Source organism: Pseudomonas sp. 28 E 9 (assembly GCF_900004785.1).
GTDB classification, from domain to species: Bacteria; Pseudomonadota; Gammaproteobacteria; order Pseudomonadales; family Pseudomonadaceae; genus Aquipseudomonas; species Aquipseudomonas orientalis_A.
This window is the reverse complement of sequence record NZ_CVTK01000043.1, coordinates 68,695-93,874: the sequence shown is the minus strand read 5'-3', so window position 1 is coordinate 93,874 and position 25,180 is coordinate 68,695. Positions and strand designations below refer to the sequence as shown.

Sequence of the window (25,180 nt, the reverse complement as noted above, 5' to 3'; positions counted from 1 at the left end):
TCCTGTGCGCCCATTTGCCGCCGACGCCCAATGGCCTCGCGTAGCTTTGCCCGATTCAAGGTGATGCCATGACTACTCGCACCGAGGCTGTAAAAGCCTACCTGCTCGACCTGCAAGACCGCATTTGCAGCGCCCTGGAAACCTTCGAAACGGACACGCGCTTTATCGAAGACGCCTGGACCCGGCCTGCCGGTGGCGGCGGTCGCACCCGTGTGATTGAAAACGGGTCGGTCATCGAAAAAGGCGGCGTCAATTTTTCCCACGTGTTTGGCAGCGGCTTGCCCCCGTCCGCCAGTGCCCATCGCCCTGAACTGGCCGGTCGCGGCTTCGAGGCGCTGGGCGTGTCGCTGGTGATCCATCCCCATAACCCGCACATACCGACTTCCCACGCCAATGTGCGCTTTTTCATTGCTGAAAAGGAAGGTGAAGAGCCGGTGTGGTGGTTTGGCGGCGGCTTTGACCTGACGCCCTATTACGGCAACGAAGAAGACTGCATCCACTGGCATCGCGTGGCCGAGCAGGCCTGTGCGCCGTTCGGTGCGGACGTTTACCCGCGTTATAAAGCCTGGTGCGACACCTATTTCCATATCAAGCACCGCAACGAGCCGCGTGGCATTGGCGGCCTGTTTTTCGATGACTTGAACGAATGGGGCTTCGACACCTGCTTTGCCTTCATCCGCGCCATCGGTGATGCCTACATCGACGCCTACCTGCCGATCATGCAGCGCCGCCAGGCGATGGCTTATACCGAACAGCAGCGTCAGTTCCAGGAGTTCCGCCGGGGCCGCTACGTTGAGTTCAACCTCGTCTATGACCGTGGCACCCTGTTCGGCCTGCAGTCGGGCGGGCGTACCGAGTCGATCCTGATGTCGCTGCCGCCGCAGGTGCGCTGGAGCTACGACTGGAAAGCCGAGGCCGGCAGCGAAGAAGCGCGCCTTACCGACTATTTCCTGCAGGACCGCGACTGGCTCGGCCTGGCTGCGCCCAAGGCGACCGTGTGATGGATCACTATGTCGTCTTCGGCAACCCCATCGGTCACAGCAAGTCACCGTTGATTCACCGCCTGTTCGCCGAGCAGACCGGTGAGCAGATGGACTACAGCACACTGCTCACGCCGCTGGAGGACTTCATCGGCTACGCCCGTGAGTTCTTTCAACACGGCCGTGGCGCGAATATCACCGTGCCGTTCAAGGAAGACGCTTTCCGGCTGGCCGACACCCTCAGCGAGCGCGCCCAACGCGCCGGCGCGGTGAATACCCTGAGCAAGCTGGCCGATGGCACGTTGCTCGGTGATAACACTGACGGCGCAGGCCTGGTGCGCGACCTCAAGGTCAACGCCGGGCTGGACCTGCAAGGCAAGCGCATCCTGCTGCTGGGCGCCGGTGGCGCGGTACGGGGCGCATTGGAACCGTTGCTGGCCGAAAAACCCGCCTCACTGATCATTGCCAACCGCACCGTGGAAAAAGCCGAAGGGCTGGCCGAGCTGTTCAACGACCTGGGGCCGGTGTCCGCCAGTGGTTTCGACTGGCTGCGTGAGCCGGTGGACGTGATTATCAACGCCACGTCCGCCAGCTTGTCAGGCGACGTACTGCCGATTGCGGGCAGTTTGATCGAACCGGGCAAGACGTTCTGCTACGACATGATGTACGCCAAGGCGCCGACCGCCTTCTGTCGCTGGGCCGATGAGCAGGGTGCGGCGGTAGCGATGGACGGATTGGGCATGCTGGTTGAACAGGCGGCTGAGGCCTTCTTCCTGTGGCGCGGCGTACGCCCGGAGTCGGCGCCGGTACTGGCCGAGCTGCGCCGCCAGTTGGCCTGACATACATCCAAATGTGGGAGGGGGCTTGCCCCCGATGGCGGTCTGTCAGCTACCCATGTGTTGGCTGAAGCACCGCTATCGGGGGCAAGCCCCCTCCCACAGTTTTGACCGTGTTCAGTCTTCGAAATGGATGGGGCAGTTTTCGGCGCCTTCCAGTTTCTTCAATTCTTCAACCACCTGCGGCCGGGCCCCGCGCAAGGTCAGGCTGCGCCCCAACCCCGCCAGCCGCCGCGCTTCCTGGTGCAGCATCTCCACCCCGGAGTAGTCGATAAAGTTGATCTGCTGCGCCTCGATCACCACCCGCTCGCCCTGCAGGCGTTGCAGGCGCACCTGCAGGTAGTGGCTGGCGCCAAAAAAGATCGAGCCACCCACGCGCAACACATCCTCGTCACCGTCGCGCCATTGCTGCACCCGGGGTTGCGAGGTGCGCTTGAGGTAGAAAAACAGCGACGCCAGCACCCCGGCATAAATCGCCGTTTGCAGCTCCAGCAGCAAGGTCGCGACACACGTCAGCGCCATCACCACGAATTCGGCGCGGCTCACGCGGTACAACGCACGGATGCCGCGGTGGTCCACCAGCCCCCAGCAGATCAACAGAATACTTGCCGCCATGCTCGGGATCGGAATGTGCGCGATCAACCCTGCGCCAAACAGCGCAAACAGCGCCACCCAGAGTGCGGAAAACACGCCGGCCAATGGCGAGCGGGCACCCGCCTCATAACTGAGGCCGGAACGGGTGAACGAACCTGCCGACAGATAGCCGGAGAAAAATCCGCCGACGATATTGGATAAACCCTGGGCGCGAACTTCCTGATTGGCGTCGAGCAGTTGCTGCGAACGGGCCGACAGTGAGCGGGCAATCGACAGGCTGGTCACCAGCCCCAGCATGCCCACCGCCACGGCGCTCGGCAGCAGGCGCAGGATCGTGTCCAGGTCCATGGGCAACGGGCGCAAGGGTGGCAGCTTGCCGATGAACGAACTGACCAACGCCACATGCCCGAACAGCGCAGGCCACAGCCATGTGGCGAGGCTGCCCAGGGCCAGGGCGATCAACAGGCTCGGCCAGCGCGGCACCAGGGATTTGAGCAGTGCGCCGACCAGCAAGGTGCCCAGGCCCAGGATGAGCGATGCGCGGTCCCACTCGCCGGCATGCTCGAGCAGCGCCAGCAAGCTGTTGATCGCGGTGGCCTGGCTCGGCAGGTCCAGCCCCAGCAGGTTGGGCAACTGCCCGAGAGCGATGACCACCGCGGCACCGAGGGTGAAACCGAGCACCACGGAATGGGAGACGAAATTCACCAGCGCGCCGAAGCGCAGCAGGCCCAGCAACCACTGGAACACACCGGCGAGGACGGTCAGCAGCAGGATCAAGGTGATGTAATCCTGGGAGCCCGGCACCGCCAGCGGGCTGATACTGGCGTAGAGCACAATGGAAATTGCCGCTGTAGGACCGCAGATCAGGTGCCAGGACGAGCCCCACAGGCACGCGATCAACACCGGAATGATGGCCGCGTACAGCCCGTACTCCGGTGGGAGCCCGGCGATCAGTGCGTAGGCAATAGACTGTGGTAGCGCGAGTACGGCGCCACTGAGGCCGACGATGGCGTCCCGGCCAACGCTGGCGCGGGTTTGGCACGGCAGCCAACTGAGGAAAGGGAACAGGGTGTAGCGGTTGGGCCGGGGCATCGCAGGCTCGGATTCACAGGGTGGGCTCAGGGTATCAGTACACACTGATCCTTGTGGGAGGGAACAAGCCCCTAGTGCCAGTCAGCTTTGTTGTAGGAGCGAGCTTGCTCGCGAAAAACTCACAGGCACCGCGTTCATTCAGAAAGCACGCGTTATCGTTGACGTTTTTCGCGAGCAAGCTCGCTCCTACAGAGGGCATTAGGGCAAGTGCCCCCTCCCACATTTGGATTGTGATGTGTCTTAGAGGTTGGCTTTTACCGCTGCCAACGCATCCTTGCCATCCAGGGTTTTCACGCCCTCCAGCCATTTATTCAGCACCGCCGGGTTGGCCTTGATCCACGCCTTGGCAGCTTCGGCATTACTGACCTTGTTGTTGGCCACGTCAGCCATGATGCTGTTCTCCATGTCCTGGGTGAAACTCAGGTTGGTCAGCAGTTTCCCCACATTCGGGCAGGCTTGCGCGTAGCCCTTGCGGGTCAAGGTGTAGACGCTGCCGGTGCTGCCAAAATACTGCTCGCCGCCTGTGAGATAGTGCATCTTCAGCTGCACGTTCATGGGGTGCGGCGTCCAGCCGAGGAAGGTGACGAAGCGCTGTTTCTTCACCGCTCGCGAAACTTCGGCGAGCATCGCCTGTTCACTCGACTCCACCAGCTTCCACTGGCCGAGGTCAAAGTCATTTTTCTTGATGATCTCCTGCAGCGAGATATTCGCCGGCGCGCCGGAGCCGATGCCGTAGATCTTCTTGCCGAACCGGTCGGCGAATTTATTCAGGTCGGCAAAATCATGCACACCCGCGTCCCACACGTAGTCCGGCACGGCGAGGGTGAACTCGGTGCCGTCGAGGTTCTTCGCCAGCTGTACGACATCGCCATTGGCCACGAACTTGTCATAGAAGCCTTGCTGCGCCGGCATCCAGTTGCCCATGAACACGTCAACCTGGCCATCCTTGAGCCCGCCAAAGGTAATCGGCACGGCCAGGGTGTCGACCTTGGCCGTGTAGCCCATGCCGGTCAGCAGAAAACCGGTGATGGCGTTGGTCGCCGCAATGTCGCTCCAGCCGGGATCGGCCATTTTCACCGTTTCGCAACTCGAGTCCGCAAATGCATTGGCGCTGCTCAACGCCAGGATGCCCAGCACTACCGTTAACTTTTGCATGGCCTTCCCTCTGTATTTTTTAGTGTTGGCAGGGTTGTGGATAACGTGCCTTGCGCTCCAGGTCGTCGAGGTCGATATGGTTGCGCATGTACTGCTGACTGGCGTCCACCAGTGGCTGGTGATCCCAGCTCTTGAGTTTGCCCTGGGTCAGTGCTTCGAACACCAGGCGACGGCGGCGTTGGCTGGCGAGCACCTGCTGGTGGATCGCCGGGATGTCCCACTTGGCCCGCGCCTCGTTTAAAAACGCCTCGAACAGTGGCCGGTGCTCCGGTGACTGGCTGAGGTTCTCCCGCTCGTGCGGGTCGTTGTGTACATCGAACAGTAGACAAGGGTCGTCTTCGCTGTAGATGAATTTGTAAGCGCCTCGGCGAATCATCATCAACGGGCTGATGGTGCCTTCGGCCATGTATTCGCCAAACACTTCGTCGTGCCCGCCCTCGCCTTGCAAGTGTGGCAGCAGCGAACGGCCATCCAGGGGCAGGCGCGGGTCCAGCTCGCCGCCGGCCAACTCCACCAGGGTGGGCAACAGGTCGGCGGTCGAGACGGCCTGGGTCACACGGCGCGCCGCAAATTGCCCCGGCGCACTGATCAACAACGGCACGCGGGCGGCCATTTCGAACCAGTGCATTTTGTACCAGAGGCCGCGCTCGCCCAGCATGTCGCCGTGGTCGCCGGAGAAGATGATGATGGTGTCATCGGCCAGGCCGGTGTCTTCCAGGGTTTGCAGCAGCTTGCCGACATTGCTGTCGATGTAGCTGCACGCGCCGAAATAGGCACGCCGTGCATCGCGGATCTTATCCACAGGCAGCGGCTTGTCCCACAGGTCGTAGACCTTGAGCAAACGCCGGGAGTGCGGGTCGAGATCGCCCTGGGGCGGCGTTGCTGGCAGGGGAATGTCGCTCTCGTCGTACAGGTCCCAGAACGGTTTGGGAATGGTGTACGGGTCATGGGGATGGGTCATCGACACGGTCAGGCAGAACGGTTGCTCGCCGTCCTCGCGGATATGATCGAACAGATATTGCCGGGCCTTGAATACCACTTCTTCGTCGAAATCCAGCTGGTTGGTGCGCACACAGGGTCCGGCTTGCAGCACCGAAGCCATGTTGTGATACCAGCTGGGGCGTACGTCCGGCTCATCCCAGTTCACCGTCCAACCGTAGTCCGCCGGGTAGATGTCGCTGGTCAGGCGCTCTTCATAGCCATGCAACTGGTCGGGACCGCAGAAATGCATCTTGCCCGACAGCGCCGTGCGGTAGCCGAGGCGACGCAGGTAGTGGGCATAGGTCGGCACATCGGCGGGGAAATCCGCCGCGTTGTCGTAGGCGCCTATCTTGCTCGGCAACTGGCCGCTGACCAGCGTAAAGCGCGAAGGCGCACACAGCGGGCTGTTGCAGTAGGCGGCGTCGAAGACCACGGCCTGTTCGGCGAGGCGGCTCAGGTGGGGCAGCTTGATCGGGGAAGCTCCGTAGAACGGCAGCAGCGGCGCGGCCATTTGATCGGCCATGATGAAAAGAATGTTCTTGCGCTTCATGGTTTCTCGGCATTCCATAGGCGGTGTTTATGCCACTGAGCATGCGGCCCATGAAAAACGTGGTAAAGCCCATGAAGAACAATGCCTAGGATAAGCACAGCTTATGTATGAAGCGCTGGGTGACCTCTCCCTCGACCTGCTGCGCGCGTTCGAAGCGGCTGCGCGGCAACGCAGTTTTACCGCCGCCGCGATGGAGTTGGGCACCACCCAACCGGCCATCAGCCAGCAGATCAAACGGCTTGAAGAGCAGTTGGCGATCCGCTTGTTCGATCGCATCTACCGTGGCATCGAATTGACCGACGCCGGCGCCCTGTTGTTCGAACACGTGCAGGCCGGCCTGCAAACCATCAACCTGGGCCTGGGCACCGTCACCCGGCAGGACCAGCACGAAGTGCTGCAAGTGGCCACCGACTTCGCCTTTGCCGCCTACTGGCTGATGCCGCGCCTGCATCGGTTCCACGAGGCCAACCCGCAGGTTGACGTGAGCCTGGTGACCAGCGAGCGCAACCACGCCAGCCTGCGCAGCGACATCGACGTGGCCGTGCTGTTTGGCGATGGACGCTTCAAGCAAGGCGACAGCCTTTGGTTGTTCAACGAGGAAGTGTTCCCGGTGTGTAGCCCCCAGTGGCTCAAGAACCAGGCCACTGCGCTGACGGTGCAGACCCTGCCGGACTACCCCCTGCTGCACTTGCGTCAGGAAAATAATCGCCATTGGTTCGATTGGGCCGGTGTGTTTCGCGAGCTGGGTATCAGCGCCGCGCCCACCCCTGGCCAGTTGCGTTTCGACAATTACACGCTGCTGATTCAGGCGGCTATTGCCGGCCAGGGCGTCGCGATCGGCTGGCGCCACCTGGTGGATAACCTGCTGGAGCAGAACTGGCTGTGCAGACCGATCAGCGAGACGGTGGTCTCGCGCTTCGGCTATTACGTGGTGCAGCCCCAGCGCAAGCGTCGCGGGCAATTGGTCGAACGGTTCGTCGATTGGCTGCTGGCGGAGCAGGCCGGCAGTGCGCAGTCATTGACCGGGCTGGCCCTGCCATCGATTGCGGTCTAGGACCGGCGCTTTCCAAGCCAATGCAATGCTCATTTTCCCAGGAAGATGTATGACTTTTCGCGATTATCTCCCAATATATGGGACTGATATTTATATATTGAGATATTACAAAGCTTAGGTTTATATTCGCCCATCTGCTTTTTTCAGCACCCACTCATTTCAGGTGAAGCGATGCAGGCGCAATTGATCGCGCTCGATTGGGGAACCAGTTCCCTTCGTGCTTACAAACTAGGCCCCGCCGGCGTGGTGCTGGAACAACGCTCACTGGCGTCGGGCATCATGCATTTGCCCAGCGAACCGCGTGACATTGCAGGCGTGCGCTGCAGCAATGGTTTCGAGCTGGCCTTCGATAGCGCCTGTGGGGACTGGCTCGACGCCCAGCCCGAACTGCCGGTGATTGCCTGCGGCATGGTCGGCAGCGCACAGGGCTGGAGCGAAGCGGCTTACCGCAACACCCCGGTGGATGTGGCGAGCCTGGGCCAGGCGCTGCATAAGGTGCGCAGCGTGCGTGGGGTTGATGTGCATATCGTGCCGGGCGTGATCGAACAGGTCGGCCTGCCCAATGTGATGCGCGGCGAAGAAACCCAGGTGCTCGGTGTGCTGCACGGGCTTGCGAGCGACGTACTGATTGGCCTGCCGGGCAGCCATTCCAAATGGGTCGAGGTCGTCGAAGGCTGTATCACTCACTTCGACACCTTCATGACCGGTGAGCTGTTCGCCGTCTTGAGCCAGCACAGCATCCTGGGGCGTACCCAGCAATCATCGGAACATTTCCAGACCGAGGCGTTTGATCGCGGCGTGCATGTGGCGCTTTCGGCAGATGGCCGGCGCGGCGTGCTCTCGACGCTGTTCAGTGCCCGCACCCTCGGCCTGACTGCCCAACTGACGCCCGAGCAGCAGCCCGACTACCTGTCCGGCCTGCTGATCGGTCATGAACTGGCCGGTTTACCCGACAGCGCAAAACCCAAGCCGATCGTCCTGGTCGGTGCCGCCCCCCTCTGCGCCCGCTATCAACGTGCCCTCGCGCTGTGCGGCTTCACCGACGTCAGCCTGGCGCAGGCCGCCAGCGAGCGCGGTTTGTGGCAACTGGCCGTGGCGGCCGGGCTCACTCAACCTGTAACGGAGGCCTGACATGCTTAAAACAGCACTCGCACAAAACGGTCTGATCGCGATTCTGCGCGGTGTGCGCCCGGACGAAGCCGAAGCCGTCGGCCAGGCGCTGTACCAGGCCGGTTTTCGCGTCATCGAAGTGCCGCTTAACTCGCCGGACCCCTACACCAGCATCCGCACCCTGCGCGACAGCCTGCCCGCCGATTGCCTGATTGGTGCCGGTACGGTGCTGACGCCCGAGCAGGTCGAGCAGGTCAAGGCCGCCGGCGGCCAGGTGATCGTGATGCCCCACAGCGATGCCAGGGTATTGCGGGCGGCGAAAGCGGCGGGCCTGTATCTGTCGCCGGGCGTCGCCACGCCGACCGAAGCCTTTGCCGCACTGGCCGAAGGCGCCGACGTATTGAAGCTGTTCCCGGCCGAGCAAATGGCCCCGGCGGTGATCAAGGCGTGGCTTGCGGTATTGCCGGCGGGCACGTTGCTGCTGCCGGTGGGCGGTATCACGCCGGACAACATGCAAGTGTTCACCGACGCCGGCGCCAAGGGCTTCGGGCTGGGCTCCGGATTGTTCAAACCGGGTATGAGCGTAGAGCAGGTTGCGAGCCGCGCCCAGGCTTATGTCGCGGCCTGGAAAGCCCTGAGCTGAGTTCAAGTTCCGCGCCTGCTGGCGCTGCATCTATAAGAGAGACAACAGATGAAAATCACCAAACTGACGACCTTCATCGTCCCGCCGCGCTGGTGCTTCCTCAAGGTCGAAACCGACCAGGGCGTCACCGGCTGGGGTGAGCCCGTGGTTGAGGGGCGCGCCCACACCGTGGCCGCTGCCGTCGAAGAATTGTCCGACTACCTGATCGGCAAAGACCCACGCAATATCGAAGACATCTGGACCGTGCTCTATCGCGGCGGTTTTTACCGCGGTGGCGCTGTGCACATGAGCGCCCTCGCCGGTATCGACCAGGCGTTGTGGGACATCAAGGGCAAGGCCCTGGGCGTGTCCGTCAGCGACCTGCTGGGCGGCCAGGTGCGTGATAAGATCCGTGTGTATTCGTGGATTGGTGGCGACCGCCCGGCCGACACGGCCCGCGCGGCCAAAGAGGCTGTGGCCCGTGGTTTCACTGCGGTGAAAATGAACGGCACCGAAGAGCTGCAGTTCGTCGATAGCTTCGAAAAAGTCGACCTGGCCCTGGCCAACGTCGCTGCCGTGCGCGATGCGGTCGGGCCTAATGTCGGCATTGGTGTCGATTTTCATGGCCGCGTGCACAAGCCCATGGCCAAGGTGCTGATGAAGGAATTGGACCCGTACAAGCTGATGTTCATCGAAGAACCGGTGCTCAGCGAAAACTACGAAGCCCTCAAGGAACTGGCCCCCCTGACCAGCACCCCGATTGCCCTGGGCGAGCGCCTGTTCTCGCGCTGGGATTTCAAGCGCGTGCTCAGTGAAGGCTATGTCGACATTATCCAGCCGGATGCGTCCCACGCCGGCGGCATCACCGAAACCCGCAAGATCGCCAACATGGCCGAAGCCTACGACGTGGCCCTGGCCCTGCACTGCCCGCTGGGCCCGATTGCCCTGGCGGCGTGTCTGCAATTGGACGCGGTGTGCTACAACGCGTTTATCCAGGAACAGAGCCTGGGCATCCACTACAACGAGAGCAACGACCTGCTCGATTATGTGCGCGATCCGGGCGTATTCGACTATGACCAGGGCTTTGTGAAGATCCCCAACGGGCCGGGCCTGGGCATCGAGATCAACGAGGAATACGTGGTCGAGCGCGCGGCCATCGGCCATCGCTGGCGCAACCCGATCTGGCGCCATGCCGACGGCAGTTTCGCCGAGTGGTGATGTTGCCCTGAAGAAACGCGGTAAAAATGTGGGAGGGGGCTTGCCCCCGATGGCGGTGGAACAGCCAGCACATCAGTGGATGACACACCGCAATCGGGGGCAAGCCCCCTCCCACATTTGATTCGGTTTTTTCAGACCTCAATAAACATAAAAAGAGGCACTTCCCCATGCACCCTGAATCCCTCACCGGACAGGCTTCTTTAGTCACGCCTAGCCGAAAGCGCTTCTTCATCATGGTGCTGCTGTTCATCACCGTGGTGATCAACTACCTCGACCGCAGCAACCTGTCGATTGCCGCTCCCGCGCTGACCAGCGAACTGGGCATCGACCCGGTCCATGTCGGGCTGATTTTCTCGGCGTTCGGCTGGACCTACGCCGCGATGCAGATCCCTGGCGGCTGGTTGGTCGACCGTGTGCCCCCGCGCATTCTCTACACCGCCGCCCTGCTGCTGTGGTCCATCGCCACCGTCATGCTCGGCTTTGCCGCCAGCTTCATTGCGTTGTTCGTGTTGCGCATGGCCGTCGGTGCCCTGGAGGCCCCGGCCTACCCGATCAACAGCCGGGTCGTGACCACCTGGTTTCCCGAGCGCGAGCGCGCCACGGCGATTGGCGTCTACACCTCCGGGCAGTTTGTCGGGCTGGCGTTTCTCACCCCCGTGCTGGCCTGGCTGCAACATGCATTCGGCTGGCACATGGTGTTCGTCGCCACCGGTGGCGTCGGCATCTTATGGGCGCTGATCTGGTACGCGGTGTACCGCGAGCCCAAGGATTTCAAAGGCGCCAACGCGGCGGAAATCCAGCTGATCCGTGACGGCGGTGGCCTGGTGGATATGCAGGAAAAATCCAGCAAGGCGCCGTTCAGCTGGGTTGACCTGGGCATTGTGCTGAGCAAGCGCAAGCTGTGGGGCATCTACCTTGGGCAGTTCTGCCTGAACTCCACCCTGTGGTTTTTCCTCACCTGGTTCCCGACCTACCTGGTCAAGTATCGCGGCATGGACTTCATCAAGTCCGGTCTGCTCGCCTCACTGCCGTTTCTGGCGGCGTTCGTCGGGGTGCTGTGCTCCGGGATTTTTTCCGACTGGTTGATTCGCCGGGGCGCGTCGGTAGGCTTTGCGCGCAAGTTGCCGATCATCGGCGGGCTGCTGATTTCCACGGCGATCATCGGCGCCAACTACGTGGACTCCACCGCCTGGGTGATCGCATTCCTGGCACTGGCGTTCTTCGGCAACGGCCTTGCGTCAATCACCTGGTCGCTGGTGTCCACGCTGGCACCTGCCCGTTTGTTGGGGCTGACCGGTGGCGTGTTCAACTTCATCGGCAACCTGTCGGCGATCGCCACGCCGATCGTGATTGGATTTCTTGCCAGCGGTGATTCGTTTGCGCCGGCCATTACCTATATCGCGGTGCTGGCGCTGCTTGGCGCGCTTTCCTACGTGTTGCTGGTGGGCAAGGTCGAGCGGATTGAGCTGTGAAACAAGGCGACCCTGAGGTCGCCTTCCTTACCTGTTCACGGCACGGACATCTCGTTACGGAACACATTGTGCGGGTCCCAATGCCGCTTGGTGCGGCGCAGGCGGCTTTCGATCATGAGGTCGGGGACGAAAATCTTGTACCAGTAGGGGTTTTTCGGCCTGGCCGGGTTGCCGTCCTCATGAGTCATGTCCAGGTCCGGGTAGTTGATATAGCAACCCTCGAACTGGTCATTGAGGGGCACCCCCTGGTCATTGGCGAACGCTTGGAAAAACAGTCCCTGAATCCATCGGGCGTGGGCCTGGTCCGCCGCCTCGCCGGCCTCCTGCCAATAGCACTGCGGTTGCCACTTCAGGTAGGACGAGCGCTGTGAGGCCGACGACTCCTTGCGAACCGCCGGTGTGGCCTCGTTGATGCGCCCGCCAAACGACTGGATTTGTATCAGGCTCTGGGTCAGGTATCCATCGGGGTCGTCCCAGTGCAACGTGTCCCATATCGCCTGGAGCACCTGAGGGGTGAATTCGCCCTTCTGATAGGCCGACTTGTAGCGCCCGCGCAGATTGTCCCCTGAACCATTCAAGGTTTGCTGGCACACCAGCCAATCCAGGCGTCGCGTGGCGGCCAATGCGTCTGGCAATGCTTTGATGGCGCGTCCGCTGGCGCCGCCGCTTGGCATATGCACAACGTAAAACGGCACCAGGCATTCCGTCGCGGGCAGGCCAATGGCATCGAGCATTTTTGCGACGAAATCTTCAAAGGGCGCCTGGTCCTTTACCCCTGCGTCCCGATCAACGTAGTGAATGCCCAGGGTCACATTACCCGTGTGCGGATGGCGCATCTCCAGTTTGGTCGCCAACCCCCACGTGTCGGGATTGCTTTGGTTGAGGGCGAACCAGTTCTGATAGGCGATAAGCAGGTTGTCGAGCCTGGACTTATCGGTCAGCAGGGACCAATCCCATTGCAGCACCAGCCAGAGCACTTCCTTCGGCGCCCCGGGCAATGCCTTGAAATAGTAGCTGGTGATGATGCCGAACTGACCGCCACCGGCGCCGCAGCACGCCGCGAAGAGGTCGAGCTCGTCAGGGTCTGTGCTGTCTCGCGAGACATGCACGGGGGTCAGGCCGGTACCCTGTGCATTGGGCACCAACATATCCACACCGTGCAGCCAATCGCACACCAGGCCATGCTTGCGTGACAGCAATCCATAGCCGCCCCCGCAGATATGCCCGCCCAGGCCGCCCGGCAGTGTCTTATTGGCCAGCTTGTATAACCTGACGTAGGCGTCCCAATTCTGCGCACCGGCCTCCAGGCGAAAGCTGTAGCGCTCGGGCCGCGCGGGGACCAGGTCGGAAGCCAGTTGCCCATCGGCGGCGTAGACCACCTGATTCAGCGGGCTGATATCCAGGATCGATAGCACCTCGTCGCTGTTGCCGGGCATCTTGTTGGCGACGAAACCTTCGTAGCAGTGGCCACCGCTACGAACCGTTATACGTCCGTGGGTGATCGCCAGCGCTTCGGCGGCAGCGTCGATGATGTCCTGGGGGCTGTGGCAGAGGTAGATGCGGCTGGCGCCATTGGGCGACGATTCGCCCTGCACATTGCCCAACGGCCAGCGCAGGTTGAAGCCTTTCTGCAAAGTGGAATGACGGTGGTCCAAACACGTGATGAGATCAAATGCCATAATGTACTCCTTAAGAGCCAGGGATGACTTCTGATGCAGCTAACTTAACAACCGGGAGGCAAGGACTGCGGGGGGCTTGCAGAGGCGGTTAGACGACAAGAGGCATGAAGTGCTTGTGGGGGTAACGGCATGTCACCCCCCACAGGCCTAGCGCAAGAATCCGGACCGGTAGTTACCGACGTGCGTTGCGCACGCCTTCGGACAGTGCCGCGCAATGGCTCAATACGCCATCGATCGCTTGCTGGTGGCTGTCGGCGTTGGCGATGTGATCGATCAGTGCAGACCCCACCACCACACCGTCCGCCAGGCGCGCGATGGCCGCCGCTTGCTGGGGTGTACGGATGCCGAAGCCGATACTGATCGGCAGGTCGGTATGGCGACGCAAGCGGCTCACGGCTTCTTCGACGTGCTCCAGGGTGGCCGCTCCGGCACCGGTCACGCCCGCTACCGACACGTAGTACACAAAGCCGGAGCTGCCGTTGAGCACCGTCGGCAGGCGTGCGTCATCAGTGGTCGGCGTGGTCAGGCGGATAAAGTCGATACCCGCCGCCTGGGCCGGATCGCACAGTTCGCCGTTATGTTCAGGCGGCATGTCCACCACGATCAGCCCGTCTACGCCCGCTTCCTTGGCGTCGGTGATGAATTGCGGGACACCGTACTTGTGGATCGGGTTGAAGTAGCCCATCAACACCAGGGGAGTGTCGTTGTTGTCTTTGCGGAACTCGCGAACCATCTGCAGGGTTTTCGCCAGGTTCTGCCTGGCCTCCAGCGCGCGGATGTTGGCCAATTGGATGGCCGGGCCATCGGCCATCGGGTCGGTGAAGGGCATGCCCAACTCGATCACGTCGGCTCCGGCAGCGGGCAGGCCTTTGAGGATGGCCAGCGAGGCGTCATAGCCCGGGTCGCCGGCGGTGACGAAGGTCACCAGGGCGGCGCGGTTCTGCTCTTTGAGTTGCGCGAAGCGCGTTTGCAGGCGGCTCATCAATGTTTCTCCTGCTGGGACTGTTCCATATGGTGCATGACGGTCTGCATGTCTTTGTCGCCTCGGCCGGACAGGTTGATCACCATCAGGTGCTCCTTGGGCAGGGTCGGTGCGCGTTTGAATACTTCGGCCAGGGCGTGCGCGCTTTCCAGCGCCGGAATGATCCCTTCGAGGCGGCAGCATTTGTGGAAAGCATCGAGGGCTTCATCGTCGGTCACCGAGGTGTACTGGACACGGCCGATGTCGTGCAACCAGGCGTGCTCAGGGCCGATGCCGGGGTAATCCAGGCCTGCGGAAATCGAGTGCGCATCGATGATCTGGCCGTCATCGTCCTGCAGCAGGAAGGTGCGGTTGCCGTGCAGTACGCCGGGCACCCCGCCATTGAGGCTGGCGGCGTGCTTGCCGGTTTCGATGCCATGACCGGCCGCTTCAACGCCGATAATCTCGACGCTGGTGTCATCCAGGAACGGGTGGAACAAGCCCATGGCATTGGAGCCGCCACCGATGCACGCCACCAGGCTGTCCGGCAGGCGGCCTTCCTGGGCTTGCAATTGGTCGCGGGTTTCCTTGCCGATCACAGCCTGGAAATCGCGCACCATGGCCGGGTACGGGTGCGGGCCGGCCACGGTGCCGATCAGGTAGAAGGTGTCGTCGACATTGGTGACCCAGTCACGCAGGGCCTCGTTCATCGCGTCCTTCAGGGTGCCGGTGCCGGCGACCACCGGGATCACTTCGGCGCCCAGCAGCTTCATGCGAAACACGTTGGCCTGTTGGCGTTCGATGTCGGTGGTGCCCATGTAGATCACGCATTGCAGACCAAAGCGCGCGGCGACGGTGGCAGTGGCCACGCCGTGCATGCCGGCGCCGGTCTCGGCGATGATGCGTTTCTTGCCCATGCGCCGCGCCAGCAGGATCTGGCCGATGCAGTTGTTGATCTTGTGCGCGCCGGTGTGGTTCAGCTCTTCGCGCTTGAGGTAGATCTTGGCGCCGCCGCAGAACTCGGTCAGGCGTTCAGCGAAGTACAGCGGGCTTGGACGCCCGACGTAATCGCGTTGGAAGTAGGCCAATTCTTCGTTGAACGCCGGATCGATCTTCGCCGCTTCGTATTCACGGGCCAGCTCGAGGATCAACGGCATCAGGGTTTCAGCGACGTAGCGGCCGCCGAACGCACCAAACAGGCCGTTGACGTCGGGGCCGTTGCGCAGGTCGGTCTGGGACTGAGTCATGGGACGCTCCAGGAAAGAAAGGGGTGTGGGAAACAATGAGGACCACTCTACCCCTGCCGCTTTGGGCTGAAAACCGATAAGATCGCCGTAACCAGTCAGGAAAACTCACAGATGAGCCGAGACCTTCCGCCGCTCAATGCGCTGCGCGCCTTTGAAGTCACTGCCCGCCTCAGCAGCGTCAGCCAGGCTGCGGAGCACTTGCATGTCACCCATGGCGCAGTCAGTCGTCAATTGAAAGTGCTGGAAGAACACTTGGGCGTCAGCCTGTTCGTCAAGGAGGGGCGCGGCCTTAAACTCACAGATGCAGGGGCAAGGTTACGCGATGCCAGCGCCGAGGCGTTCGAGCGTCTGCGCGATGTGTGTGCCGAACTCACCCAGCGCAGCGCCGACGCGCCCTTCGTACTGGGATGCTCGGGCAGCTTGCTGGCGCGCTGGTTGATACCGCGTCTGGGGCGCTTGAATGCTGACTTGCCGGACTTGCGTCTGCACCTGTCGGCCGGTGACGGCGACCTCGACCCCAGGCGCCCCGGCCTTGATGCCCTGCTGGTATTCGCCGAGCCGCCTTGGCCGGCGGATATGCAGGTGTACGAGCTGGCCAGCGAGCGTATCGGCGCCGTCATGAGTCCACGCTTCGCCGGCTATGAGCGCCTGCGCCAGGCACCGGCCCAGGCCTTGCGTGGCGAACCTCTCTTACACACCACATCGCGCCCGCAGGCCTGGCCCAGTTGGGCGCAGCAACACGGGATCGAGCCCGACGCGCTGAAACTCGGCCAGGGTTTTGAACATTTGTATTATTTGCTGGAAGCGGCGGTGGCAGGACTGGGCGTGGCGATTGCGCCACAACCGCTGGTGGCGGAGGACCTGCGTGCGGGTCGCCTGGTGGCGCCGTGGGGCTTCAGTGAGACCCCGGCGCACCTGGCGTTGTGGCTACCCAAGCGCGCCGCAGATGGGCGCGCCGGGCAATTGGCGCAGTGGCTCAAGGCTGAGCTGGCACGCCAACCTGTTTAGTCGCCGCGTTTGCACAGCAGGTAGGCTGCCAGCAGACCCAGAGCACCGACGGCAACGCCGGCGGTGGTCCATGGGTGTTCTTGTGCGTAATCGCGAGTGGCAACGCCGGTTTCGCGAATTTTGACTTTGCTTTCTTCGTACGCGTCGCTGATCAGGTGGCGCGAGTGCTTGAGGGCATTCTCGGCATTGCTTTTCAGGGCCTTCAGCGTTTTGCGCGACTCATCGGATGCGTCGTCCTTGAGGCTCTCGAGGGATTTGAGCAGGCTCGAAATCTCGGCTTCCATGCTTTCCAGCGACGCTTTGCGTAAAGAAGTGTTGGCCATTTGGACATCTCCTGAAGTGATTGAGTGGCGTGTGTAGATACCGACTGCGGCCGTTTCAGAAAGTGCATTAAATCTGAACTTTCGTGGCCGAGCGGTCGCCTCAAGCAGTACGAATATTCACTGCTAGTCTTGATTGACGACCTACAGGAGAAACACCATGAGCGAACATCACACCTACAAGAAAGTCGAATTGGTGGGCTCATCCACCACCACCATCGAAGATGCGATCCAGAATGCCCTGGCCGAAGCCAGCAAAAGCCTCAAGCATCTGGAGTGGTTTGAAGTGACTGAAACCCGTGGGCATATCGAGGATGGCAAGGTCGCGCACTATCAGGTCACCCTGAAGGTGGGATTCCGAATTGCCAGTAGTTGATCGGGCACGCGGAACTTTGACCGCTGGCCGATTGCCATAACCTGCGCTACACCCAATGCATGCCGACGCCCTGAGCGTCGGCATGCTCTTTTCGACCAGCGCAAGGAAAGTATCGGATGAAGAAGTTTCTGTTGGCGGTAGGTTTGTTGAGCATTGCAGGTACGGCCCTGGCGGCGGGCAAGCCTTGTGAAGAGCTCAAAGGCGAACTCGCGGCAAAGCTTGATGCCAAGGGCGTCCAGCACTATTCGCTGGATGTTGTGGATAAAGGCGCTGCCGCCGATGGCCAAGTGATTGGCAGTTGCGAAGGCAACACCAAGGAAATCGTCTACAAGCGCGGTTGATCCCGTGTTGCAGACATGAAAAACCGACGCAGGCGCGTCGGTTTTTTTTCGCCTGGGGTTTAGCCCTTCATCACCTGCGCAAGCAGTTCGTAGGAATGAATCCGGTCGGCGTGCTCATACAGGTCGCAGGTAAAGATCAGTTCGTCGGCGCCGGTCTGTTCGATCAGCACCTCCAGTTTGGCGCGGATCTTCGCCGGGCTGCCCACCATCGCCAGGCCGAGGAAACTGCCCACCGCTTCTTTCTCGTGGGGCAGCCACAGGCCGTCCATGGTTTTTACCGGTGGGCGCTGCACCAGGCTTTGCCCGCGCATCAGCGCGAGGATGCGCTGGTACACCGAGGTGGCCAGGTAGTCGGCCTGTTCGTCGGTGTCAGCGGCGACCAGCGGAATGCCGAGCATCACGTAGGGCTTGTCCAGCACCGCCGAAGGCTTGAAGTGATTGCGGTACACCCGAACCGCTTCATGCATCAGGCGCGGTGCGAAATGTGAGGCGAAGGCGTAGGGCAAGCCACGTTCACCGGCCAATTGCGCACTGAACAGGCTCGAGCCCAGCAACCATACCGGCACGTTGGTGCCGGTGCCCGGGACTGCGATCACCCGCTGATCGGGCGTACGCGGGCCGAGATAGGCCATCAGTTCGGCCACGTCTTGCGGGAAGTCGTCCGCGCTGCCGGAGCGTTCACGGCGCAGGGCGCGGGCGGTCATCTGATCGGAACCGGGCGCGCGGCCCAGGCCCAGGTCGATACGGCCAGGGTACAGGCTCTCCAGGGTGCCGAACTGCTCGGCAATCACCAGCGGCGCGTGGTTGGGCAGCATCACCCCGCCGGAGCCGACGCGGATAGTCGAGGTCCCACCGGCCAGGTAGCCCAGCAATACCGATGTGGCCGAGCTGGCGATACCGTCCATATTGTGGTGCTCAGCCACCCAGAAACGGTTATAGCCGAGCTTTTCCACGTGCTGGGCAAGGTCCAGGGAATTGCGTAACGATTGCGCCGCACTGCCGTTGGCGCGTACGGGCACCAGGTCGAGGGTCGAGAACTTCACGTCGGACAGCGATTTCATAGCCTGCTTCTCCAATAGGGGCGCAGGCTTCTTAGACGAACCAAAACCTGCCGCTTCATGTGCATGGTCTATGCAATGAGGGCATATACCCGAGATTCAATAGCAGCCATGAAATTTCCTACTTATTTGGTAGGTCTTTCCGACAAGATGAACTTTGCGACGGCGTCTATCCTCAGAACCTTACTGACGCAAAATCACCGTTCGAGGAGAAAGCTATGAGTATCGTTAAAAAGGCATCCGCGCATTGGGAAGGCGATCTGAAGACTGGCCTGGGTTCGATTTCCACCGAGACCGGCGTGCTGCGCGAAGCGCCCTATGGCTTCAAGGCCCGCTTCGAAGGCGGCAAGGGCACCAACCCTGAAGAACTGATTGGTGCGGCCCACGCCGGCTGCTTCTCCATGGCATTTTCCATGATTCTCGGCGATGCAGGCCTCAAGGCTGACAGCATCGACACCGAAGCCCAGGTGACGCTCGACCAGGTCGAGGGCGGTTTTGCGATTACCGCTGTGCATCTGGTGCTTAAAGCCAAGATTCCTGGCGCGAGCCAGGCGCAGTTCGACGAACTGAGCAAAAAGGCCAAGGAAGGGTGCCCAGTGTCCAAGGTGCTGAATGCAACCATCACCCTGGATGCCACGCTCCTGAACTAACCCCCGGACTGTGTGGGAGGGGGCTTGCCCCCGATAGCGGTGGGTCAGCCGAAGAAATTTAGCTGATCCACCGCTATCGGGAGCAAGTCCCCTCCCTCATTTTGTTCTGCGTTAAATCAGAACTCGTGTTTCATAAATGTGGTCCTATAGCCTATGCAGCCTAGACGCACACCCGTGCGCAATGCATTCAGGGAGCTACACACATGAAACGTTTTGCTTTGGCGGTCATCTGCGGCGTATTGGCCACTTCGGCCATGGCCGCGCCAAAAGACTGCGAAGAGCTGCGCAAAGAAATCGAAGTCAACATCCAGGCCAAGGCGATCCCGTCCTACACCCTGGAAATCATCACCGCCGAAGAAGCCAAGAATCATGACAGCGCCATGATTGTCGGTTCCTGCGAAAACGGCACCAAGCGCATCATCTACCAGAAGAACAACGACTGATCAGATGCAGTTCACGCTGCGCTCTTCGGCCAGCAATTGCCGCGCCGGGTCGTACAAACGGATGTTGGGCGTGAAGGCCAATGAGCGCCCTTCCAGTATGTAGCGTTGGCCGGCCTGGAAATGGTCGTACTGCAAGGTCATGAAGCAGGTTCGATACATCATCTGGCTGAGCCCCCCCAACCCTCCTCCGGCGGGCACTTCGAAGTCGAAGCGCACCATCAGTTCGTGGGCCCCGGGCGGCATTTGGAAATAGCGCCCGTCTTCGAGGTATTTCCCGTCCAGGCGCTGAGCCATGACCAATTTGGCGCCCGGGGTTGGCGTGGTGAAATCGACCCAGGCCTGTTGCGGGTCGACGGGCGGGATCGGCGTCGATGCGCAAGCGCTGAGCAACAGGGCGGCGACGGGGTACAAAAGCTGGCGCATGGCAGGAACTCAACGCGAGAAGATATTTTGAGTATAAACACGCCATCACGTGGAACCTTCAAATTCGATTCAAGCGTACCCAGGAGCAGTCGCGGCATGATCAGGCGTTTTCTTCCTGGGTTGCTGGTGATGCTGCTCAGCGGCTGCTCCAGCGTCAGTTACTACGGCCAGTTAGCCAGTGGCCAATGGCAACTGCTGCGGGCGCGGGAACCGGTGGCCGAGGTCATCGCCGATCCGGCTCGTCCGCAAGGGTTGCGTGAGCATCTGCTTCAATCCCAGAAGGCCCGTGCGTTCGCCAGCGAACAGCTGCACTTGCCCGACAATCAAAGCTACCGGCTGTATGCCGATATTGGTCGACCCTATGTGGTGTGGAATGTCTTCGCCACGCAGGAATTTTCTTTGTCTGCGCAAAACCACTGCTTCCCCATCGCCGGTTGTGTAGCCTATCGCGGCTACTACAGCCAGGGCGCCGCGCGTGGCGAGGCGGCATTGCTGCGCCAACAAGGCATGGACGTGTCGATTGGCGGCGTCGAAGCCTATTCCACACTGGGCTGGTTCAATGACCCGATCATCAGTTCGATGATGAACTGGGGCGATGAACGTCTGGCCACCCTGATCTTCCACGAGCTGGCGCATCAGCGCTTCTATGTGAAGGACGACACCGAGTTCAACGAGTCATTCGCCAGCTTTGTCGAGCAGGAAGGTACGCGGCAATGGCGCGCCGCCCGTGGCCTGGCGCCGCTGAGCGATGCGACGTTGCAGCAGCGCGACCAGTTTACCCAGTTGATTCTCGCTACCCGCAAACGCTTGGAAAACCTTTACGCCCAGCCATTGGCGGCCGAGGTGATGCGCCAGGCCAAGGCCGCGCAGTTCGAGCGCCTGCGCCGTGAGTACCGCCACCTGCGCGACAGCCAGTGGGGCGGTGACAAGCGTTATGACGCGTGGATCAACCAGCCGATGAACAACGCGCGGCTGCTGCCGTTCGGGCTGTATGACCAGTGGGTGCCGGCGTTTGCGGCGTTGTTTGCGCAGGAAGGGCGGGATTGGGTGAAGTTCTATGGGGCGGTGGAAATGTTAGGCGGGTTGCCGGTGGAGCAGCGCAAGGCGGCGTTGAGGCAGTTGGAGAGTGTTGCCCATTAGGGCCGCCGCAAAAACGCCTGATGCATGTCTGCCAACGTCTCAAAATGCCAGTTCGGCGCTTCGGCATTCAGCTCTTCAAAGCTGCCAAACCCATAACCCACCGCCACCGAGTCGAGCCCATTGCTGCGCGCGCCGATCAGGTCATGCTTGCGATCACCGATCATCAAGGTGGTGGCCGGGTCCAGCCCTTCTTCACGCATCAGGTGGGCGATCAGCTCGACCTTGTTGGTGCGTGTGCCATCCAGCTCGCTGCCGTAAATCACCTTGAAGTGCTTGGCAAAGTCGAAATGCCGTGCGATCTCACGGGCGAATTCCCACGGCTTGGAGGTCGCCACGTACAGTTGGCGACCCTGGCTGTTCAGTTCTTCGAGCAGTGGCATCACGCCGTCGAATACCTGGTTTTCATACAGCCCCGTGACCCTGAAGCGCTCGCGATAGAAATTCACCGCGTCCCAGGCCCTGGCCTCGTCGAAGCCATAGAACTGCATGAACGCCTGCAGCAACGGCGGGCCGATGAAGTGTTCGAGCCGGGTCAGGTCCGGCTCGTCGATGCCCAGTTTGCCGAGGGCGTACTGGATCGAACGGGTGATGCCCTCGCGCGGGTCGGTGAGGGTGCCGTCCAGGTCGAACAGCACGGTCTGGTGGTGCAGGGTCATTGGTCGAATCCTTGCGCGATGTGCAGGTCTTTGAGCTTCACGTAGTTCGCCGCGCTGTAGGTGAAAAAGGCGCGCTCCTTGTCGGTCAGCGGGCGGACCTGTTTAACCGGACTGCCGACATACAAAAAGCCGCTGTCGAGTTTCTTGCCCGGCGGCACCAGGCTGCCGGCCCCGATGATCACGTCATCCTCCACCACGGCGCCGTCCATGACGATGCTGCCCATGCCGATCAGGATGCGGCTGCCCACGGTGCAGCCATGCAGCATGACTTTATGGGCGATGGTCACGTCGTCACCGATCAACAGCGGGAAGCCGTCCGGGTTGAACGGGCCAGCGTGGGTGATGTGCAGCACACAGCCGTCCTGCACGCTGGTGCGCGCACCGATACGGATGCGGTGCATGTCGCCGCGAATCACCGTCAATGGCCAGACCGAGCTGTCGGCGCCGATTTCGACATCGCCGATCACCACCGCCGAAACATCGACAAACGCCCCGGTGCCCAGGGTTGGCGTGTGATTCTGATAGGTGCGAAGGGTCACGATAGCCTCTCTCTGTTGTACTGATAGCTGCGGTGGGTGTTGATTGTAATTAAGATGGCCCCATCTTTGTCTTATCTGTTTCTTCAGCCAAGGTGCCAACCGTGAGCGCGAACAACCCTCTTCTGCAGCCCTACGACCTGCCGCCGTTCTCGGCGATCCGTGCCGAGCATGTCCAGCCGGCCATCGAACAGATCCTGGCCGACAACCGTGCAGCGATCGCAGACATCCTGCAAAGCCAGGGCAAAAATCCGACATGGGCGGGCCTGGTCCTGGCCATGGACGAGCTCAATGATCGCCTGGGCGCGGCCTGGAGCCCGGTCAGCCACCTCAACGCCGTGTGTAACAGCGCCGAGTTGCGCGAAGCCTATGAGGCTTGCCTGCCGGCATTGAGCGCCTACTCCACCGAGATGGGGCAGAACCGTGAGCTGTTCCAGGCCTTCGAAGCCCTGGCCAACAGCCCGGAAGCCGCCGGTTTCGATGTGGCGCAAAAAACCATTCTGGAACACGCCCTGCGCGACTTCCGCCTGTCGGGTATCGATTTGCCGCCCGAGCAGCAGAAGCGCTACGCCGACGTGCAAAGCAAGCTGTCGGAGCTGGGCAGCAAATTCTCCAACCAGTTGCTGGACGCCACCCAGGCCTGGACCAAACACGTCACCGACCAGGCCACCCTCGCCGGCCTGACCGATTCGGCCAAGGCGCAAATGGCCGCCGCCGCCCAGGCCAAAGGTCTCGATGGCTGGCTGATCACCCTCGAATTTCCCAGCTATTACGCGGTAATGACCTACGCCCAGGACCGTGCCCTGCGTGAAGAAGTCTACGCGGCCTACTGCACCCGCGCGTCGGACCAGGGCCCGAATGCCGGTCAGAACGATAACGGCCCGGTGATGGAACAGATCCTCGACCTGCGTCAGGAACTGGCTCAATTGCTGGGCTACGCGTCGTTCGCCGAACTGAGCCTGGCCACCAAAATGGCCGAGTCGAGCGATCAGGTGCTGAGTTTCCTGCGCGACCTGGCCCGGCGCAGCAAGCCGTTCGCCACCCAGGACCTGCAGCAGCTCAAAGCCTACGCCGCTGAACAGGGTTGCCCTGATCTGCAAAGCTGGGACAGCGGTTTCTACGGCGAAAAACTGCGCGAGCAGCGCTACAGCGTGTCCCAGGAAGCCCTGCGCGCCTACTTCCCGATCGACAAGGTGCTGGGCGGCCTGTTCGCCATTGTGCAGCGCCTGTACGGCATCGAAATCGCCGAACAGAAAGGTTTCGACGCCTGGCACCCGGACGTGCGCCTGTTCGAGATCAAGGAAAACGGCCAGCACGTCGGCCGCTTCTTCTTTGATTTGTATGCACGCGCCAACAAGCGTGGCGGTGCCTGGATGGACGGCGCCCGCGACCGCCGCCGCACCATTGATGGCGTGCTGCAAAGTCCGGTGGCCAACCTGGTGTGCAACTTCACCCCGGCCGACAGTGGCAAGCCTGCGCTGCTGACCCACGATGAAGTCACCACCCTGTTCCACGAGTTCGGCCATGGCCTGCACCACCTGCTGACCCGCGTTGAACACGCCGGCGTATCCGGTATCAATGGCGTGGCCTGGGATGCGGTGGAGTTGCCGAGCCAGTTCATGGAGAACTGGTGCTGGGAGCCTGAAGGCCTGGCGCTGATTTCCGGTCACTATGAAACCGGTGAACCGCTGCCCCAGGACCTGCTGGAAAAAATGCTCGCGGCGAAGAATTTCCAGTCCGGCCTGATGATGGTGCGCCAGCTGGAGTTCTCGCTGTTCGACTTCGAACTGCACGCCACCCACGGCGACGGTCGCAGTGTGGCGCAGGTACTCGACGGTGTGCGCGATGAAGTCTCGGTGATGCGTCCGCCGGCCTACAACCGCTTCCCCAATAGCTTTGCGCATATCTTCGCCGGCGGTTATGCGGCGGGTTACTACAGCTACAAGTGGGCCGAAGTGCTCTCGGCGGATGCCTTCTCCAAGTTCGAAGAAGACGGCGTGCTCAATGCCCAGACCGGCCGCGCCTTCCGGGAAGCGATCCTTGCAAGGGGCGGTTCCCAGGAGCCGATGGTGTTGTTCGTCGACTTCCGCGGACGGGCGCCGTCGATTGACGCACTCTTGCGCCACAGCGGCCTGAGTGAGGACGCGGCAGCATGAGTGAAGGGCCTGTGATTACCAAAAAGCAATTTATCGCCGGGGCGGTCTGCCCGGCGTGCAGCGAGCCGGACAAGCTGAAGATGTGGACCGAGGACAACGTGCCGCACCGCGAATGTGTGGCCTGCGGGTATACCGATACGCTCAATGACCAGGGGCTGTCAGTGCCCAGGGAGTTGGGCACGCGGGTCAATACCTCGGCCTTGAAAGCGCCGGCCGATCCGAAGGTGCAGGCGGTGCAGTTTTTTCCCAATCCAAAGCTGAAAAAAGACTAACCGCCTTACGCCGATCCAAGATGTGGGAGGGGGGCTTGCCCTTGTGACGGCCGGACAGCCGACGCGGTTCTACCTGACACTCCGAGGTCCAAATGTGGGAGGGGGCTTGCCCCCGATGGCGGCCTCTGGGCCGACCAGGATGTTGGATCAGACCGAGTACATATCCGTTTCTGCGGTCACGGCTGCTATGGGTTCCGCCCTTACGGCGGCTCACTTTTGAAAAGCGCAAAAGTAAGCAAAACGCTCTTGC

The 25,180-nt window shown here is 61.5% G+C and carries 26 protein-coding genes; 15 read left to right on the top strand and 11 right to left on the bottom strand.

The window, feature by feature from the left end:
- Positions 1-68 precede the first annotated feature (68 nt).
- Positions 69-1,001: an oxygen-dependent coproporphyrinogen oxidase gene (hemF, locus tag BFQ00_RS11740; RefSeq protein WP_065933620.1), complete on the top strand. Its 933-nt coding sequence runs from the start codon at positions 69-71 to the stop codon at positions 999-1,001.
- Positions 1,001-1,819: a shikimate dehydrogenase gene (aroE, locus tag BFQ00_RS11735; protein WP_065933619.1), complete on the top strand. Its 819-nt coding sequence runs from the start codon at positions 1,001-1,003 to the stop codon at positions 1,817-1,819. Before hemF ends, aroE begins: the two co-directional genes overlap by 1 nt.
- A gap of 114 nt (positions 1,820-1,933) precedes the next feature.
- On the opposite strand, the gene BFQ00_RS11730 is transcribed toward aroE, so the two are convergent.
- The 3 genes from BFQ00_RS11730 to betC all read right to left on the bottom strand — a co-directional run bounded on the left by BFQ00_RS11730 (position 1,934) and on the right by betC (position 6,188).
- Positions 1,934-3,502 (bottom strand): SulP family inorganic anion transporter, encoded by a 1,569-nt coding sequence (locus BFQ00_RS11730; protein ID WP_065933618.1) that lies wholly within the window; start codon positions 3,500-3,502, stop codon positions 1,934-1,936.
- A gap of 240 nt (positions 3,503-3,742) precedes the next feature.
- Positions 3,743-4,657 (bottom strand): choline ABC transporter substrate-binding protein, encoded by a 915-nt coding sequence (choX, locus tag BFQ00_RS11725; RefSeq protein ID WP_065933617.1) that lies wholly within the window; start codon positions 4,655-4,657, stop codon positions 3,743-3,745.
- 19 nt (positions 4,658-4,676) lie between these two features.
- Positions 4,677-6,188 carry a choline-sulfatase gene (betC, locus tag BFQ00_RS11720; protein WP_065933616.1) on the bottom strand — a complete coding sequence of 504 codons (1,512 nt, stop codon included), beginning with the start codon at positions 6,186-6,188 and terminating at the stop codon, positions 4,677-4,679.
- A 103-nt stretch (positions 6,189-6,291) separates the two neighbouring features.
- On the opposite strand from betC, the gene BFQ00_RS11715 reads away from it, so the two are divergent.
- The 5 genes from BFQ00_RS11715 to BFQ00_RS11695 all read left to right on the top strand — a co-directional run bounded on the left by BFQ00_RS11715 (position 6,292) and on the right by BFQ00_RS11695 (position 11,664).
- Positions 6,292-7,242, top strand: a complete 951-nt coding sequence (locus tag BFQ00_RS11715; protein ID WP_065933615.1) for a choline sulfate utilization transcriptional regulator — start codon at positions 6,292-6,294, stop codon at positions 7,240-7,242.
- A gap of 171 nt (positions 7,243-7,413) precedes the next feature.
- On the top strand, positions 7,414-8,373 hold the full coding sequence (locus BFQ00_RS11710) for a 2-dehydro-3-deoxygalactonokinase (RefSeq protein WP_065933614.1): 960 nt from the start codon (positions 7,414-7,416) through the stop codon (positions 8,371-8,373).
- Position 8,374: 1 nt separating this feature from the next.
- Positions 8,375-8,995: a 2-dehydro-3-deoxy-6-phosphogalactonate aldolase gene (locus BFQ00_RS11705; RefSeq protein ID WP_065886736.1), complete on the top strand. Its 621-nt coding sequence runs from the start codon at positions 8,375-8,377 to the stop codon at positions 8,993-8,995.
- Positions 8,996-9,043: 48 nt separating this feature from the next.
- Positions 9,044-10,192 (top strand): galactonate dehydratase, encoded by a 1,149-nt coding sequence (dgoD, locus tag BFQ00_RS11700; protein WP_003187297.1) that lies wholly within the window; start codon positions 9,044-9,046, stop codon positions 10,190-10,192.
- A gap of 167 nt (positions 10,193-10,359) precedes the next feature.
- Positions 10,360-11,664 carry an MFS transporter gene (locus BFQ00_RS11695; protein ID WP_065933613.1) on the top strand — a complete coding sequence of 435 codons (1,305 nt, stop codon included), beginning with the start codon at positions 10,360-10,362 and terminating at the stop codon, positions 11,662-11,664.
- 35 nt (positions 11,665-11,699) lie between these two features.
- Here BFQ00_RS11695 and BFQ00_RS11690 read toward each other — a convergent pair whose 3' ends face one another.
- The 3 genes from BFQ00_RS11690 to trpB form a co-directional block, all read right to left on the bottom strand.
- On the bottom strand, positions 11,700-13,343 hold the full coding sequence (locus tag BFQ00_RS11690; RefSeq protein WP_065933612.1) for an FAD-dependent oxidoreductase: 1,644 nt from the start codon (positions 13,341-13,343) through the stop codon (positions 11,700-11,702).
- Between the two features lie 172 nt (positions 13,344-13,515).
- Positions 13,516-14,325: a tryptophan synthase subunit alpha gene (gene trpA / locus BFQ00_RS11685; protein ID WP_065897843.1), complete on the bottom strand. Its 810-nt coding sequence runs from the start codon at positions 14,323-14,325 to the stop codon at positions 13,516-13,518.
- Positions 14,325-15,551: a tryptophan synthase subunit beta gene (trpB, locus tag BFQ00_RS11680; protein WP_065933611.1), complete on the bottom strand. Its 1,227-nt coding sequence runs from the start codon at positions 15,549-15,551 to the stop codon at positions 14,325-14,327. The genes trpA and trpB overlap by 1 nt, the downstream gene beginning before the upstream one ends.
- Positions 15,552-15,662: 111 nt before the next feature.
- On the opposite strand from trpB, the gene BFQ00_RS11675 reads away from it, so the two are divergent.
- Entirely contained in the window at positions 15,663-16,559 is an 897-nt protein-coding gene (locus BFQ00_RS11675) for a LysR family transcriptional regulator (protein ID WP_065933610.1), read from the top strand.
- Here BFQ00_RS11675 and BFQ00_RS11670 read toward each other — a convergent pair.
- Positions 16,556-16,882 (bottom strand): DUF883 family protein, encoded by a 327-nt coding sequence (locus tag BFQ00_RS11670; RefSeq protein WP_003170746.1) that lies wholly within the window; start codon positions 16,880-16,882, stop codon positions 16,556-16,558. The two genes, BFQ00_RS11675 and BFQ00_RS11670, sit on opposite strands and share 4 nt — an antisense overlap.
- 157 nt (positions 16,883-17,039) lie before the next feature.
- Here BFQ00_RS11670 and BFQ00_RS11665 point away from each other — a divergent pair, with 157 nt between their 5' ends.
- Together BFQ00_RS11665 and BFQ00_RS11660 are read left to right on the top strand one after the other, a co-directional pair.
- Positions 17,040-17,255, top strand: a complete 216-nt coding sequence (locus BFQ00_RS11665) for a dodecin (RefSeq protein WP_065886743.1) — start codon at positions 17,040-17,042, stop codon at positions 17,253-17,255.
- Between the two features lie 116 nt (positions 17,256-17,371).
- On the top strand, positions 17,372-17,596 hold the full coding sequence (locus BFQ00_RS11660; RefSeq protein WP_065933609.1) for a DUF1161 domain-containing protein: 225 nt from the start codon (positions 17,372-17,374) through the stop codon (positions 17,594-17,596).
- Positions 17,597-17,655: 59 nt separating this feature from the next.
- Here the strand turns inward: BFQ00_RS11660 and BFQ00_RS11655 are convergent, their stop codons facing one another.
- On the bottom strand, positions 17,656-18,657 hold the full coding sequence (locus tag BFQ00_RS11655) for an LLM class flavin-dependent oxidoreductase (protein ID WP_065933608.1): 1,002 nt from the start codon (positions 18,655-18,657) through the stop codon (positions 17,656-17,658).
- A 215-nt stretch (positions 18,658-18,872) separates the two neighbouring features.
- Between BFQ00_RS11655 and BFQ00_RS11650 the strand changes: the two genes are divergently transcribed.
- Positions 18,873-19,304, top strand: coding sequence for an OsmC family protein (locus BFQ00_RS11650; protein ID WP_065886746.1), 432 nt, complete (start codon positions 18,873-18,875; stop codon positions 19,302-19,304).
- Positions 19,305-19,507: 203 nt separating this feature from the next.
- Positions 19,508-19,747: a DUF1161 domain-containing protein gene (locus BFQ00_RS11645; RefSeq protein ID WP_065886747.1), complete on the top strand. Its 240-nt coding sequence runs from the start codon at positions 19,508-19,510 to the stop codon at positions 19,745-19,747.
- Here the strand turns inward: BFQ00_RS11645 and BFQ00_RS11640 are convergent, their stop codons facing one another.
- Positions 19,748-20,170, bottom strand: coding sequence for a PA0061/PA0062 family lipoprotein (locus BFQ00_RS11640; RefSeq protein WP_065895258.1), 423 nt, complete (start codon positions 20,168-20,170; stop codon positions 19,748-19,750). It lies immediately after the preceding gene.
- Positions 20,171-20,266: 96 nt separating this feature from the next.
- Here BFQ00_RS11640 and BFQ00_RS11635 point away from each other — a divergent pair, with 96 nt between their 5' ends.
- Positions 20,267-21,310 (top strand): aminopeptidase, encoded by a 1,044-nt coding sequence (locus BFQ00_RS11635; protein ID WP_065933607.1) that lies wholly within the window; start codon positions 20,267-20,269, stop codon positions 21,308-21,310.
- Here BFQ00_RS11635 and BFQ00_RS11630 read toward each other — a convergent pair.
- Entirely contained in the window at positions 21,307-21,966 is a 660-nt protein-coding gene (locus BFQ00_RS11630) for an HAD family hydrolase (protein ID WP_065933606.1), read from the bottom strand. The genes BFQ00_RS11635 and BFQ00_RS11630 overlap by 4 nt on opposite strands.
- Positions 21,963-22,505 (bottom strand): gamma carbonic anhydrase family protein, encoded by a 543-nt coding sequence (locus tag BFQ00_RS11625; RefSeq protein WP_065886751.1) that lies wholly within the window; start codon positions 22,503-22,505, stop codon positions 21,963-21,965. Before BFQ00_RS11625 ends, BFQ00_RS11630 begins: the two co-directional genes overlap by 4 nt.
- Positions 22,506-22,606: 101 nt before the next feature.
- On the opposite strand from BFQ00_RS11625, the gene prlC reads away from it, so the two are divergent.
- Both prlC and BFQ00_RS11615 read left to right on the top strand, forming a co-directional pair.
- Positions 22,607-24,658, top strand: coding sequence for an oligopeptidase A (gene prlC / locus BFQ00_RS11620; RefSeq protein WP_065895261.1), 2,052 nt, complete (start codon positions 22,607-22,609; stop codon positions 24,656-24,658).
- The gene (locus BFQ00_RS11615) at positions 24,655-24,930 is read left to right on the top strand and encodes a YheV family putative zinc ribbon protein (RefSeq protein WP_065886753.1); all 276 of its coding nucleotides are present in this window, start codon (positions 24,655-24,657) and stop codon (positions 24,928-24,930) included. Before prlC ends, BFQ00_RS11615 begins: the two co-directional genes overlap by 4 nt.
- Positions 24,931-25,180: the final 250 nt, after the last annotated feature.